The organism is Sediminibacterium soli, from assembly GCF_009939225.1.
Classification (GTDB): domain Bacteria; phylum Bacteroidota; class Bacteroidia; order Chitinophagales; family Chitinophagaceae; genus Sediminibacterium; species Sediminibacterium soli.
The window spans coordinates 1,723,905-1,738,242 of sequence record NZ_JAACJR010000008.1 but is presented as its reverse complement, the minus strand read 5'-3'; the positions used below and the strand labels follow the sequence as shown (position 1 = coordinate 1,738,242).

The following is a 14,338-nucleotide window of genomic DNA, read 5'->3' as shown; positions in this document are numbered from 1 at the left end:
TTGCGGGGAATTTAACAGCCTGCTCCCTGTAACCTTTTTAGTTTTATGCCGTTTGTTCTGCAAAGTGCAAACAATTCATCCCTTAACCGGCCAACCGTCCCAACCGTATGAAACCACTGCTGATCTTAACCTGTGCTGTATTGCTTGTTGCCCCCGCCATGGCGCAACAGACCGGAAAACCGGTGAAAGAGATCAGGAAAGTTCCGGCAACAAGAACTTCCCAGAAGATCACTATTGACGGTGACCTCAAAGACAGCGCCTGGCTAAATGCACCCGCTGCCAGCGATTTTGTGGAATGGCGCCCTGCATTCGGCAATATAGAACGTGCGGAGAACCGTACGGTGATCAAGATCCTCTACGATAATAACGCCATCTATGTGGGCGGTTACTGCCATATGCCCAAAGACAGCATTTCTTCGGAACTGGTGGGGCGCGACAGGATCGGCTCGAACGATTATGTAGGCGTTCTGTTTGATACCTATAACGACAAGATCAACGGCTTCGGTTATTATGTAACGCCGCTGGGAGAGCAGTACGATGCAAAATATTCCTCCAGCGGTGAGGATGACAGCTGGAACAGCGTGTACGAGACCCAGGCCAGGATTGTTTCCGATGGATGGGTGTTTGAAATGCGCATACCGTATGCGGCCATTCGTTTTGCCACAAAAAACAAACAGGATTGGGGACTGAACATCACCCGCCGCAACCAGAAAAGCGGTAAACAATATATGTGGAGCCCCACCGACCCCACGGTCGGCGGCAATTTCCTTGCGCAGTTTGGTCTGTGGACGGATATAGAGAACATCAAACCCCCGATACGTCTTTCCTTCTCCCCTTATTTTTCAACCTATGCCAACCACTATCCGTATAAAGACCCTTCCATAAAGAACCTGAGCACTGCTGTTAACGGCGGTATGGATGTGAAATACGGCATCAGCCAGGCTTTTACGCTCGATATGACCCTGATACCGGATTTTGGCCAGGTGCAGAGCGATAACCGCGTTTTGAACCTTACGCCCTTTGAAGTAAAATACAACGAGAACCGCAGTTTTTTTACGGAAGGCACTGAACTGTTCAGCAAGGGCAACCTGTTCTACAGCCGCCGTATCGGCGGTGAGCCGCTGCATTACGGGGATGTGTACAGTGAACTGAAACCCGGTGAATCCATTACGCGCAACCCAACGGAGACAAGACTGTATAACGCAACAAAAATAAGCGGCAGAACTTCCTCGGGTCTGGGTATCGGTGTCTTTAACGCCGTTACCAAACCGCAGTATGCAACCGTTGAATACAACGGCAAAGAAGTGCGCCGGATAGAGACAGACCCGTTGACCAATTACAATATCATCGTGCTCGACCAGTCGCTGAAACGCAACTCCAGCGTATCGCTGATCAATACCAACGTAACCCGCGCCGGAAAAGACTATGATGCAAATGTAACGGCCGCCCTCTGGGACCTGTACGACAAAAAGAACGACTGGAACCTGAGCGGAAAACTGGGTATGAGCCACCTGATCGGCTACCTGCCGGATGGAAAAACATCATCGGGTTACACACACAAACTGGGGATCAACAAAACGGGCGGCCGTCTGAACATGAGCATTTCGCAGGAACTGGCCGACCAGAAATACAATGCCAACGATATGGGGTATTTCACCAACAACAACTTTATTGATCACTATGCATGGGTGGGTTATAAATGGATCAAGCCGACAAAATGGTATAACAGGCTTAACCTGAATTTCAACGGGTATTATTCTCTGCGCAACAAACCCTGGGATTACCAGAGTTCAAGGGTGAATGTCAATTTCAACGGACAGCTGAAAAGCCTGCATTTCTTCGGTGTGTTTATAACGGCCAACCCCGCCGCAAACGATTTTTACGAACCCCGCAAAGAAGGTTATGTTTTTAAACGCCCCGGTCGTGTAACCACCGGCGGCTGGTTTGAATCTAACTATGCCAAGAAATTCTCTGCATTCGGCGAGGTTAATATTACCCTGCCCGGCAGGAACGGTGCGCAGGGCTATGAGTTTTACTCGGGCACCAATTACCGCTTCAACAAAAAATTATCGGTAAGTGCCAATGCCAATATTTCCCTTTTTTCCAATACGCTTGGTTTTGCCACCATCAGCAACGACAGTGTGATCGTGGCGCTCCGCAAACGGTATACGGTAGAGAATGTTCTTTCTCTGAAATACAATTTCACCAATAAAATGGGGCTCACTTTCCGCGCACGTCACTACTGGAGCAGCGTGGACAACCGGAGGTTCTTTAACCTGCAGAAAGACGGCAGCCAGACCGAGGTGGCGGGCATCGGCAGCAACCCTAATTACAACGTGAACTATTTTAACATCGATATGGTGTATACCTGGCAGTTTGCGCTTGGCAGCTTCCTGAACATCGTATGGAAAAATTCGATCAACACATTCGACAAAGACCTTTCACGGGGCTATTTCAAGAATTTCGGAACCACCATCGAGGCGCCGCAGCTCAACAGCTTATCGCTCAGGGTGATCTATTTCCTGGATTATCTTTCGCTCAGGAAGAAATAACATTCCGGACTAACGGATGACGGACCCGCAGATTAACCCGTACGCGTTCCCGCCTACACGATGGGCATACAGGGCAAAATAATCCGCCGGTCCGCAATCCACTAATCCGCAATTCCCTCTACCTTAGCTCCATGAGCAAAAAACTATTTCTGCTGGATGCATTTGCGCTGATCTACCGCGCCTATTATGCGCTGATCAGGAGCCCGCGCATTACCTCCAAGGGAAGGAATACCAATGCACAGTTCGGCTTTACAAATACCCTGTTCGACCTGATCAATAAGGAAAAACCAACACACCTGGCCGTGTGTTTCGATACCTATGCACCCACGGAACGGCATACCGATTTCAGCGACTATAAAGCCAACCGCCAGGAAGCCCCCGAAGACCTGCTGGCTTCCATTCCGGATATCAAAAGAATCATCGCCGGCTTTAATATACCCGTAGTGGAAGTGGATGGCTACGAAGCCGACGATGTAATAGGCACCGTTGCCTGGCAGGCCGCCGACAAGGGCTACGAGGTATACATGGTAACCCCCGATAAAGACTATGGCCAGCTGCTCATCCATCCGCATGTATACATCTACAAACCACCTTCCTTCGGCAACCCGGAAGAGATACTGACCGCAGAAAAGATCTGCGAAAAATGGGATATCGCAAGGGTGCAACAGGTGGTTGACATGCTGGGGCTGATGGGAGATGCGGTGGACAATATTCCCGGTATTGCCGGCGTAGGCGAAAAAACCGCGGCCAAGCTGCTGAAAGAATACGATACGCTCGAAAACATCATTGCCAATGCCGACACGATCAAGGGCGCGCTGGGCGAAAAGATCCGCAACGGAAAAGAAGCCGCCATTATGAGCAAGAAACTGGCCACCATCATTACCGATGTGCCGGTTGAATTTCACGAGGAAGACTATTGCCTGAAAGAATGGAACAAAAAAGCGTTGGTGGAAGTTTTCACCGAACTCGAATTCAAAACCCTGGGCAAACGCATACTCGGCGATGAATTCAATGCTTTTCATTCGGCGCCACAATCCGTGCAGACAGACTTATTTGGAAACCCTGTTGCCGTGAAAGCAGACAGCGGCTCAAAAAAAGAAGAGGACCTTCCCAAAGAAACCAGCGGATTGCTTGCCGAAAAAAACATCGGCAACACCCCACACGATTACCAGCTTGTTCAGACACCGGAAGAAATACAAAAACTTACCGACCTGCTGCTGCTGCAGGAAGAGATCTGTTTTGACACCGAAACCACCCATATCGACGCCAACGAAGCCGAACTGGTGGGCATCAGTTTCTCGTTCCGCAGCGGGGAGGGTTACTATATTCCCTGTCCTGCCGATCAGGCCGCCACACAAAACATACTTGCGCAACTGCGACCCCTGTTCGACAGCGAGAAGATAAACTGGATAGGACAGAACCTGAAATACGATATGCTGGTACTGAAATGGTACGGCTGCGAGCTGAAAGGCCCCATGTTCGACACCATGCTGGCGCATTACCTGATAGAACCCGAAGGGCGAAGAAGCATGGACCTGCTAAGCGCGCAATACCTCGGTTACGAACCCGTACATATTGACGAGCTTATCGGAAAGAAAGGAAAAACGCAGGGCAATATGCGCGATGTGGAGATCGAAAAAGCAAAGGAATATGCCGCGGAAGATGCAGACATCACCCTACAGCTCAAACATGTTTTTACGCCTTTGCTGAAACAGAAAGAAGTGCAGCGCGTATTTGACGAAGTGGAAAACCCGCTGGTGCGGGTGCTCACGGATATGGAGTTTGAAGGCGTAAAGATCGATGTGGATTTCCTGAATAACTACAGCAAAGAACTGGAGCGCGATGCCAAACAGTTTGAAGAGAATGTTTACCGCCAGGCGGGCGTCCGCTTTAACCTGGCTTCTCCCAAACAGCTGGGTGAAGTGCTGTTTGAAAAACTGAAGATCGACCCCAAAGCAAAGAAGACAAAATCGGGTCAGTACGCCACCGGTGAAGATGTATTGCTGAAGCTTTCGCTTAATAACCCGATCGTATCGGATATACTCGGCTTTCGTGAACTTACCAAGCTCAAGAGCACTTATGTGGATGCACTGCCGCAGATCATCAACAGCAAAACCGGCCGGGTACACACCAGCTACGCACAGGCCGTTGCAGTAACAGGAAGACTTAGCAGCAACAACCCCAATCTACAGAATATTCCCATCCGGACAGACAGGGGCCGCGAGATCAGAAAAGCATTTATACCGCGAAGCAACGACAGGGTACTGATCAGCGCAGACTACTCGCAGATAGAACTGCGTATTGTAGCGGCCATCAGCGGTGATGCGAATATGTGCGACGCCTTTCGCTCGGGAAAAGACATCCATACTGCCACCGCGGCAAAAGTGTACAACATAGCGGAGTCTGATGTAACCAAGGAAATGCGCTACAAAGCCAAAAGCGTGAACTTCGGTATTATTTACGGACAGGGTGCGTTTGGTCTTGCAGACAACCTCGGCATCCCCCGGTCGGAAGCCAAGGAGATCATCGACAATTACAAAAAAGAATTCGCGGGCATCACTTCGTATATGGACAATACCATCAACTTTGCCAAAGAGAACGGCTATGTACAGACACTGATGGGCAGAAAACGCTGGCTGAAAGACATCAACTCCGCCAACTTCACGGTAAGGGGTTATGCGGAACGAAACGCCATCAATTCGCCGATACAGGGAACCGCGGCGGATATGATCAAGCTGGCGATGATCTCCATACACAGAAAAATAAAAGATGCAGGACTGCAATCGCGCATGATACTGCAGGTGCATGATGAACTGGTTTTTGATGCCGTTCCCGCCGAGCTCGATATCCTGAAACCGCTGATCCTGGAGGGAATGAAGAACGCGCTGCCTTTACCCAATGGCGTTCCCGTGGAAGCAGAACTGGGTGTTGGCGAAAACTGGCTGGTGGCACACTGATAAACGCATTTTATGACACCGAACGAACAGACCATTCACCGTTTTTACGATGCCTTTAGTCGCCTGGACTATGCCGCCATGCAATCCTGTTACCACCCCGAAGCGGTGTTCAACGACCCGGTTTTCGGACTGCTCGACGCAGAAGAGGTAAAAACCATGTGGGAGATGCTCTGCAAGCGGGCCAGGAATTTTTCGGTGCAATACGGCGAAATACAATTACTCGACGAAGAATACACCACCACGCGGTGGACGGCCAGCTATGATTTTGCACAGACCGGCAGAAGGGTTGTAAACAAGGTAACCGCCTATATGCGGTTTCGCGACGGGCTGATCTCTGAGCATACAGATGCTTTTAACCTGTATATCTGGTCGCAACAGGCCCTGGGTATTACGGGATGGCTGTTTGGCTGGACGAATTTCTTTCAGCGGAGATTACGCAGCAAAGCCCTTGCCTCGCTGCATGCATACCGGAAGCAATAACCAACTGTTCGTATATGAACTGGAACCTGTATTTCAATGTGCTGTACCATCTCGGATCGCGCTACCTGCTCATTGCATCGATCGGTTTTCTGTTGTTCTACGTGGTGCTGCGCAGGAAGATCCTGTACAAAAAAATACAGCAGCGGCAGCCGCAAAACCAGGACTACCTGCGCGAAATCGGTTTTTCCTTCATCACAATATGCATTGCGGGGTTTATCATCCTGGCGCTTCACCATCCCAAAGTGGCGCCCTATACCACACGCTACAGCAATATCAATAAATACGGGTATGTCTACTACTTCCTGTTATTTCCCGTACTGTTTGTGGTACACGATACATATTTCTACTTCACCCACCGGCTGATGCACCATAAAGCCATTTTCAGGTGGTTTCACCTGGTGCACCACAAATCCACAAACCCCTCGCCCTGGGCCGCCTATGCCTTTCACCCCCTGGAAGCGCTGGTGGAACAGGCCATCACCGTTATTTTTTATTTCACCATTCCCATACATGTTACGCACCTGGGCATTTTTTTCCTGATGTCGATTGTCTACAACATATACGGACATCTCGGCTACGAACTGTATCCGAGGGGATTTAACAGAACATGGGTGGGCAAATGGATCAATACTTCGTTCAGCCATAACCAGCACCACCAGTATTTCAGGGGAAACTATGGGTTGTATTTCCTTTTCTGGGACCGCATGCTGGGCACGATCCGCGAGGATTACGACAGCAAATTCGAGGAATTGAAAACCAGGGAAGCGGGCAACACAGGGTTGTCGTGAACAGCTGCCGCATCATTTCTTCTTGAAGATCGGCACCGTGCTGCAGGGCTCGCCGTACATGATGCTTTTTGCGAAGGGGCGCAGTTTATTGGTAATTTCCACAAAAGCGGACTCGGGTATCGATACTTCACCGCAGCCTTTTACCACCACCCGCTTATCGGCGTACTCTTCTCCTTTTACCGATTCCAGGTTCTTCAGCAATAATGTATCGATCAGTTTTCTCTCATCACCGAACACCACATTCGCGGCCAGGGGCTGCAGGTAGCTGGCCACCAGCATATAGGCCCACATGGGTATCACCGCATCGGCAGAACAGGTAATGGCAACATTCGCGTCTTTGTACTGTTCCCAGTCGAAAGTCTGCAGCGCCGCCCGGAAATCCTTTTCCTTCAATATCAGTCCCATAAAAAGAAAATCCTTCAGGTCAAATACCTTGACCGGCTGTTTGGGATAATATGCTTCCAGGTCAAAACTGATCAACCCGCTTTCCGCCACCTTGTTCAAGATAAGTTCTGCCATAACTACGCTTTACGGCAAAATTACTGAATAGCCATGAAGCCCGATTTTCGGTTTGCGTAAAATATAGGCATAAAAAAGTCCGCTCTTTCGGAGCGGACTTTCTGCCGGTTGTACCGTTATTAATAATATTTCGCTCTGTTGTCTTTGATATCCGCTGCCCTGCGCAAAGCCTCCAGACCGCGGTAAGAAATCATCCTGGTACCCTGCAACAGGTTCTGCCTGAATGATTCAGGGTCCATACCGGATGCTTTTGCACCCACCGTTTCGGTCCTGATCGCAAACACACCGTTGTTACCCGCGATGGGGCTGCTGGCTTTGTTCACCAGGCTCTTGTTAAACACGGCGCCTGCCACTTTGGGTTCGCTTCCGATACCCGTCAGGAATGGCGCTGAGAAAGACAGGCTGTCCATACGCTGCACCAGGCTGCCGCTGCTTGTGGCAAAAGCCTCCAGCGTATTGCCTTTGAACTTGCTTTCGATGATGATCTTTGCTTTTTTCTCGTTGCGAAGAATGGGCTCAACCATCGGTCTTGCCTCGGCTGCAGAAGCCAGGCCGGCTTTATGCACAGCGGTAACGATTGCCACAACATACTGGTCGCCCACTTCCATCGGCTCCGATACATCACCCACACCGCCTTCGAATACCCAGCGTATAAGGGCGCGGTTCATACCCAGTCCGGGCAGCATCGCATCGTTCTGCTTTAACTCGTTTCCGGGAATGATGGATTTACCGGCCTTGAGCGCATTGGCGTTAAAATCTTTTGCATTTTTTGAAGCAGCCGAGAACTGTGCCGCTGCATTGTTTGCCGCAGAAATGGTTTCGGCGCTGGGGCTGATCGTTTTTGCATAATACGCGATCTTGTACACAGGACCTACGTTCTTTTGTCCCAGCACCTCGGTATAATGATAGCCAAAATCGGTTTTCACCACCCCTTTTGATCCCACCGGTTTATCGAATGAAAAATCATTAAACGGCGCCACCATCTGTCCCTGCGGGAAATAATCGTACACACCGCCTTTGTCTTTGTTGCCGTCGTCAGAATATTTGGCGGCCAGCGAATCAAAGTTTGCACCTCTGGCGATGGCCGTCTGGATACTGTCGGCAAGTTTCCTCGCCACACTGTCTTCCCTGATCGGTTGGTTGGTCTGCGGGTTTATGGTACCGATAAGTATATGACGAACTTTTGCGCTGTCGGGCCATTGCTTGGCAGCGATCATTTTCGCCAGCACATAACTGCCGCCGTCGAAATAAGGGCCGTACACCTGACCTACCGGTATTTTTACCAGTGTGTCCTTGTTAGCCTGCTGCATGCGGCTCTTGCTGAAGAAGCCATTGTAGAACGGAAGCTCAGAGCCTTCCTTCGTAAGAAATGCTTCGGCATCTGTGGTAGCTTCAAAACCGCTTTTTACCGAACGTACCTGGTTCAATACCGCTGCAGAATCGGCAGCGCTGGGCGCCGAGCTGAAAGTTACATAAGAGATATTACGTGTTTCTTCCGCCTTTTTAAACTGCTTGCTGTGCTTGCTCACATAGGTGTTGATCTCGTCATCAGACACTTTTACGGTACTGTCACCAACGGTCTGGTAAGGCACAAATACATAAGAGAAAGAACCCATTGTATTATTGTCCGCCTCCAGTTTGGACAACATCCATTTGGGAAGATAATTGCCCTGGATCAGCAGGTTCTGGTATTTTTCGCGAAGCGCTTTCTGGATGCTGGGCTCGATATATGCGGCGTTGATGGCTTTGAGCTGCTCGCTGTTGGTGCTTTTTTTCAATTGGGCGATCGCCTGTCTGGCGTTGTTTACCATGAACTCACCGGTTTTAGGATCGGTAAATTCCTGGCGAAGCGGCGAATTCGGGCCATATAATATATCGCCCAGCTCTTTCGGTGTAACCTGCAATCCCAGTTTCTCGTATTGCTGCGACAAAACCGCTTTTTCCACTTCCTGGTTCCACACGGAAGCAACCAGCTGTTCGCGGGTGGCACCCTGGCCGGCATACATACGTTCCTGCATCTGCAGTTTTTCTTCAAACTCGCCGCGCAGTATCTTCTCTCCATTTACTTTACCGATAACGCTCGCAGTGGAAAACGCGGCGCCACGGCCACGACCCACACCATCCTGCAGGATAAAAGCGATCAATGCCAACGCAATAATGCCAAAGATGATCCACGCCCCTTTGTCACGAATACTCTGAATTACAGACATAACAGTTCAATTGTAGGTTTAGTTGCCCCCTGTTTTATGGGGTAGCAAAAATAGGGGAATAAAGCGTCAGAACAAATTGTGGATAACCCTTAAAAAGGCAATAAATACAAGGGTTTTAGACAACCCGACCCCCGCCGGATTCCAGTCTGGTACAACATTTTTCTTTCTTTCCCGGAAAACAGCCCGTGCTTTTCCTGCCGGCAAACCAGCCTGTTTTTTCACTGTTCACACCCGGGTGTGGATAGGCCGTCTTTTATGTGTATAAACCCGCTAAACGACCCGGCCTGTTGGGGACACGGGTCGAATAAAATACCCCTGCGGGTGCACCCGCAGCCGTCCGGCCAAAGTTCACTTGCCAATTATCCCTGTTAATACACAGTTGGACGATTGGGGATACTTCAGAACCCCTGTTGTGTATTGCATCATCCACATATGTTAAAAAAACAGCAATTTCTCCGTCAATACTGCATTTACGCTGTGGATATACCTGTTAATAAGCTTGCATAAACAACAACAGTTTACCTTTGCCTATTGGGGATAAGAAAGTTATCCGGATATCCACAGCCCTAATAGTAATAGGTATTTTATAAATAAAAGAATTATTAATTATTAATACGGCAATTATGAACACACAGGAGATGGTTTTGGAAAAAGGGTTTTACGATGCCGTGATAGACCCACACCTGGATCTGTTTGCGGAGATCGACAGGCTGAAAAAAGAAAAGAACGCCGTCATCCTCGCCCATTTTTACCAGGAACCCGATATACAGGATGTGGCGGACTATATTGGCGACAGCCTGGGTCTTGCCCAGAAAGCCAAAGAGACCGATGCCGACAGGATCGTATTTGCCGGGGTGCATTTTATGGCGGAAACGGCCAAAATCCTCAATCCCACCAAAAAAGTGCTGCTGCCCGACCTGAAGGCCGGTTGTTCGCTTGCAGACAGCGCTCCTGCGCCCTTATTCAGGCTGTTTAAGGAAAAGCACCCAAACCATATCGTAGTCTCGTATATCAACTGTACGGCCGAAATAAAGGCATTGAGCGATATCATCTGTACCAGCAGCAATGCGGTGAAGATCATCGAGAGTATTCCGCCCGACCAGCCCATCATTTTTGCACCCGATAAGAACCTGGGCGCCTGGATCAATAAGAAAACGGGTCGGGATATGCTGTTATGGAATGGCTCCTGTATGGTCCATGAGATATTCAGCCTGGAAAAGATCACCAAACTGAAAATGCGCCACCCCAACGCCAGGCTGATCGCTCACCCCGAATGCGAAGACCCGGTGCTTGCCGTGGCAGATTATATCGGCAGCACCACCCAGTTATTGAAATTCTCCGAAACCGACAGCCATAATGAATATATTGTGGCCACAGAAACCGGCATTCTTCACCAGATGCAGCAGCGAAGTCCGGGTAAGACCTTTATTCCCGCTCCGCCCGATAATAGCTGCGCCTGTAACGACTGCCCGCATATGAAACGGAATACGCTGGAGAAGCTTTACCTGTGTATGCAGTACGAAACACCGGAGATCACGATGGATGAGCCGCTTCGCCTGGCCGCCAAGAAACCCATGGACAGGATGCTGGAGATCAGCAAGGCGGCAGGCTTGATCGGGTAAGTGACTGAGGTGCCAAAGCTGTTTCGGTTCATAAAACACCCACGCTTTCAACAGTAGTTCCCGCAGAATACCCTGGTGGTATAGGTTATACACAAATGAAAACGGTCAGAACCATACGGCTTATCTGGACTTTCTACAAAAGCTTCCTGCTGCTGTCGCTGCTTATGACCGCCTGCTGCCTGTTTATTTTCCGGGCATACGGTTTCAGCGTTTTTATCGGCATTTTCTGGCTCAAAATAACAACCCTCGCCATTACGTACTACTTCATCAACGGCTATAAAAGCAAGGAATATTACTACTACCGTAACCTGGGTGTTTCCAGGGTTTTGTTATGGACAGTAACGCTGTGCTTTGATTTTATGCTGTTTCTTTTTCTCATCACCCAGATCCGCTGATTCAAATGACCCATACACTGGAAGCAGACGGTATACAACTGGCATTTGGTGACAGGAAGATCCTGTCCGATATTTATATCAGATCCGAGACAGGAAAAATAACCGGTCTGCTGGGCAGGAACGGAGAAGGAAAATCCTGCCTGATGAAAATTATTTACGGGAACCTGTCCTGCGAAAAATCGGTTCGCATAAATAACCAATCCTTGCCGCAGGCTTTCAGCATACCGCACCGGCTGCGTTACCTGCCGCAGTTCAACTTCATTCCACAAACACTAACGTTAAAAAGGATTTTCGAAGATTTTGAGCTGGACTTTGCGGCGTTTACCGGCAGGTTCCCTGAGTTTGCGTCAAAATATACGGCCTCGTTGGCAAGTCTTCCGGGAGGGGGGATCCGGCTGGTTGAACTGTACGCCATCGCCAAATCCAGCTCGGATTTTGTTATGCTGGATGAACCCTTTACCCACCTGAGCCCGCTGCAGACCGAAAAGGCAAAGGAATTGTTATCAGAGGAAAAACGCAACAAGGGGATTATTGTCACCGATCATATGTACCGCCCCGTGCTGGATATCTGCGATAACCTGTACCTGCTGGTAAACGGAACAACGCGGCCGGTCAGGGATCTTTCGGATATAGAGACTTACGGTTACGCAAAATCATAAACCAGCCGCCTGTTCATGTTAAACAGCATCCGCCATACAAGGAAAACAACAGTCGTTTGGCTGTTATTCACGGCTTCGATAATTTCAGGTTGTCAACTTTCCGGTAACCCTATGCAGCAGCAAACATCGCCGCCCGCCGGCACCAGCGGCTATGCGCCGGTAAACGGTCTGAAAATGTATTACGAGATCCATGGAGCGGGTAAACCCCTGGTGCTGATCCATGGCGGTGGTTCTACCCTACAAACCAGCTTTGGCCGGGTAGTGCAGGCATTGGCGGCATCCCATAAAGTGATCGCCGTTGAGATGCAGGCCCATGGTCACACCGCAGATATCGACAGGCCCCTGAGCTTTCAGCAGGATGCCGACGATATCGCCGCCTTGCTGACATACCTCCGCGTGGAAAAAGCCAGTCTGTTTGGTTTCAGCAATGGGGCAAGCACCACCCTGGAGTTTGCTATCAGGCATCCGGAGATGACGGACAGGATCATTGTTGCCTCTACCTTTTCAAAAAAAGCGGGTGCGCCGGCCTGGTTCTGGGAAATGATGTCGAAGCCAACCTTTGAGGGCATGCCCCAGGTTTACAAAGACGAATTTTTAAAGATACGGCCCGATACCCAGGCGCTTCGCCGTATGTATGAGCGCGACGTGGCCCGCATGCAGTCATTTCCCGATATTCCCGACGAACAGCTGCGATCCATCAAAGCCCCTGCTTTTATCATCATTGGCGACAGGGATGTTACCACTCCCGAACATGCCACCGAAATGCACAGGCTCATCAAGGGGTCCAGGCTGGCGATAATACCGGGCGGGCATGGTGACTATATCGGCGAAATCACCACACCGCAGAACAGCACCCTGGTTGCCGCAATTGTTTTACTGATCAACCGGTTTCTCAGTGAGCCGACGGATCAATAGCGGACTTATGCAATAACCGCTGCCGGCACCAGCCGGTTGACGCTGCGATATGCCTTACCTTCATGCCATGGATTTACCGGAAACCTTCGCCCAGTCATTTGAACCGGGCCTGCTTGCCGAGATCGAAGCAAAAGCGGTGAACCTATCGGTAAAGGAAGGCGATACGGTGCTCGATATCGGGCAGACAATACGGGTTGTGCCGTTACTGGTCAGCGGTACACTCAAAATATCGCGGCTGGATGATACGGGTAAGGAACTGCTGCTGTATTACGTTAACGCCAACGAAAGCTGCGCCATGACCTTTACCTGCTGTATGCAGCAATACCCGAGCGAGATCAAAGCCACGGCCGAAACGGATGCGGAGTATATCGCCGTTCCGATATCGCTGATGGATCAATGGATATCGAAATACCCCACCTGGAAAAGCTTTGTGATGAGAACCATCCGCAACCGATTCAATGAACTGCTGAAAGCGATAGACCAGCTGGCATTTCAGAAACTGGATGAGCGTCTTGCCCGTTACCTGAAAGAAAAATCAAAGGCAACCGGTTCGGCGCTGATCAACCTCTCACACGAAGAGATCGCCGCAGAAATGGCTTCTTCCAGAGAAGTGATCTCCCGCCTGCTGAAAAAGCTGGAAAACGACAAAAAACTCCTGCTCTACCGCCACCAGCTGAAAATCATAGGCGATTTGTGACCAAAGTCACCAAACGGTAAGTTTCATTAACTGAATTTTGCAGTGTAAAACATCGCTACACGGTAAACCGGTATACATGAAACATGAAATAGAAACCCAGTGGATGGGTAAAATGCAGTTCAACGCACTTGTCAATGGTCATACCATCATCATGGACGCACCCGAACGCGTGGGCGGAGAGGACCAGGGTCCTATTCCCAAACCTTTTGTGCTTACCGCATTATCGGGCTGCACAGGTATGGATGTGATTGCGCTGCTTCGCAAACAGGGCATACAGCTGGATGACCTGAACCTGAAAGTCTCCGGCGAAATCAGCAGACAGCCCCCGATAGAATATATATCGGCCCATATCGTTTACGAAATGAAAGGCGCGGCAGCCCATCAGTCGGCGGCATTCGACGCGGTGATGCTGTCGCAGGAAAAGATCTGCGGCGTGAGCCATATGCTCAAAAAGATCATCCCCGTTACCTGGCAGATCGTGTATAACGGCAGGGAAATTTTCAGCAACCAATTACAAACAGCCGCGGCACACAACTGATCAACA

At 49.9% G+C, this 14,338-nt stretch carries 12 protein-coding genes; 10 read left to right on the top strand and 2 right to left on the bottom strand.

Features of this window, described 5'->3' with window-relative positions; all coding sequences use genetic code 11:
- Positions 1–107 precede the first annotated feature (107 nt).
- From GWC94_RS14655 to GWC94_RS14640, 4 genes are all read left to right on the top strand, one after another.
- Positions 108–2,552, top strand: a complete 2,445-nt coding sequence (locus tag GWC94_RS14655; protein ID WP_161835753.1) for a DUF5916 domain-containing protein — start codon at positions 108–110, stop codon at positions 2,550–2,552.
- A 131-nt stretch (positions 2,553–2,683) separates the two neighbouring features.
- Complete coding sequence (gene polA, locus GWC94_RS14650; RefSeq protein ID WP_161835752.1) at positions 2,684–5,509, top strand: DNA polymerase I; 2,826 nt, start codon at positions 2,684–2,686, stop codon at positions 5,507–5,509.
- A 12-nt stretch (positions 5,510–5,521) separates the two neighbouring features.
- On the top strand, positions 5,522–5,989 hold the full coding sequence (locus GWC94_RS14645) for a nuclear transport factor 2 family protein (RefSeq protein WP_161835751.1): 468 nt from the start codon (positions 5,522–5,524) through the stop codon (positions 5,987–5,989).
- A 14-nt stretch (positions 5,990–6,003) separates the two neighbouring features.
- Positions 6,004–6,777 (top strand): sterol desaturase family protein, encoded by a 774-nt coding sequence (locus GWC94_RS14640; RefSeq protein ID WP_161835750.1) that lies wholly within the window; start codon positions 6,004–6,006, stop codon positions 6,775–6,777.
- A gap of 12 nt (positions 6,778–6,789) precedes the next feature.
- Here the strand turns inward: GWC94_RS14640 and GWC94_RS14635 are convergent, their stop codons facing one another.
- Positions 6,790–7,296 (bottom strand): DUF2480 family protein, encoded by a 507-nt coding sequence (locus GWC94_RS14635; protein WP_161835749.1) that lies wholly within the window; start codon positions 7,294–7,296, stop codon positions 6,790–6,792.
- Between the two features lie 119 nt (positions 7,297–7,415).
- Positions 7,416–9,506: a peptidylprolyl isomerase gene (locus GWC94_RS14630; RefSeq protein ID WP_161835748.1), complete on the bottom strand. Its 2,091-nt coding sequence runs from the start codon at positions 9,504–9,506 to the stop codon at positions 7,416–7,418.
- A 623-nt stretch (positions 9,507–10,129) separates the two neighbouring features.
- On the opposite strand from GWC94_RS14630, the gene nadA reads away from it, so the two are divergent.
- The 6 genes from nadA (at position 10,130) to GWC94_RS14600 (ending at position 14,332) form a co-directional block, all read left to right on the top strand.
- Positions 10,130–11,128, top strand: a complete 999-nt coding sequence (nadA, locus tag GWC94_RS14625) for a quinolinate synthase NadA (protein ID WP_161835747.1) — start codon at positions 10,130–10,132, stop codon at positions 11,126–11,128.
- Positions 11,129–11,223: 95 nt separating this feature from the next.
- Positions 11,224–11,523, top strand: a complete 300-nt coding sequence (locus GWC94_RS14620; RefSeq protein WP_161835746.1) for a hypothetical protein — start codon at positions 11,224–11,226, stop codon at positions 11,521–11,523.
- 5 nt (positions 11,524–11,528) lie between these two features.
- Positions 11,529–12,182: an ATP-binding cassette domain-containing protein gene (locus tag GWC94_RS14615; RefSeq protein ID WP_161835745.1), complete on the top strand. Its 654-nt coding sequence runs from the start codon at positions 11,529–11,531 to the stop codon at positions 12,180–12,182.
- A gap of 111 nt (positions 12,183–12,293) precedes the next feature.
- Positions 12,294–13,097, top strand: a complete 804-nt coding sequence (locus GWC94_RS14610; RefSeq protein WP_161835744.1) for an alpha/beta fold hydrolase — start codon at positions 12,294–12,296, stop codon at positions 13,095–13,097.
- A 67-nt stretch (positions 13,098–13,164) separates the two neighbouring features.
- Positions 13,165–13,794, top strand: a complete 630-nt coding sequence (locus tag GWC94_RS14605) for a Crp/Fnr family transcriptional regulator (protein ID WP_161835743.1) — start codon at positions 13,165–13,167, stop codon at positions 13,792–13,794.
- Between the two features lie 76 nt (positions 13,795–13,870).
- On the top strand, positions 13,871–14,332 hold the full coding sequence (locus GWC94_RS14600) for an OsmC family protein (protein ID WP_161835742.1): 462 nt from the start codon (positions 13,871–13,873) through the stop codon (positions 14,330–14,332).
- Positions 14,333–14,338: the final 6 nt, after the last annotated feature.

Coding starts and splice junctions, on each gene's coding strand:
- nadA (WP_161835747.1), top strand. CDS start 10,130: ATGAACACACAGGAGATGGTTTTGGAAAAAGGGTTTTACGATGCCGTG.
- GWC94_RS14605 (WP_161835743.1), top strand. CDS start 13,165: ATGGATTTACCGGAAACCTTCGCCCAGTCATTTGAACCGGGCCTGCTT.
- GWC94_RS14620 (WP_161835746.1), top strand. CDS start 11,224: ATGAAAACGGTCAGAACCATACGGCTTATCTGGACTTTCTACAAAAGC.
- GWC94_RS14610 (WP_161835744.1), top strand. CDS start 12,294: ATGCAGCAGCAAACATCGCCGCCCGCCGGCACCAGCGGCTATGCGCCG.
- polA (WP_161835752.1), top strand. CDS start 2,684: ATGAGCAAAAAACTATTTCTGCTGGATGCATTTGCGCTGATCTACCGC.
- GWC94_RS14615 (WP_161835745.1), top strand. CDS start 11,529: ATGACCCATACACTGGAAGCAGACGGTATACAACTGGCATTTGGTGAC.
- GWC94_RS14655 (WP_161835753.1), top strand. CDS start 108: ATGAAACCACTGCTGATCTTAACCTGTGCTGTATTGCTTGTTGCCCCC.
- GWC94_RS14635 (WP_161835749.1), bottom strand. CDS start 7,296: ATGGCAGAACTTATCTTGAACAAGGTGGCGGAAAGCGGGTTGATCAGT.
- GWC94_RS14630 (WP_161835748.1), bottom strand. CDS start 9,506: ATGTCTGTAATTCAGAGTATTCGTGACAAAGGGGCGTGGATCATCTTT.
- GWC94_RS14600 (WP_161835742.1), top strand. CDS start 13,871: ATGAAACATGAAATAGAAACCCAGTGGATGGGTAAAATGCAGTTCAAC.
- GWC94_RS14640 (WP_161835750.1), top strand. CDS start 6,004: ATGAACTGGAACCTGTATTTCAATGTGCTGTACCATCTCGGATCGCGC.
- GWC94_RS14645 (WP_161835751.1), top strand. CDS start 5,522: ATGACACCGAACGAACAGACCATTCACCGTTTTTACGATGCCTTTAGT.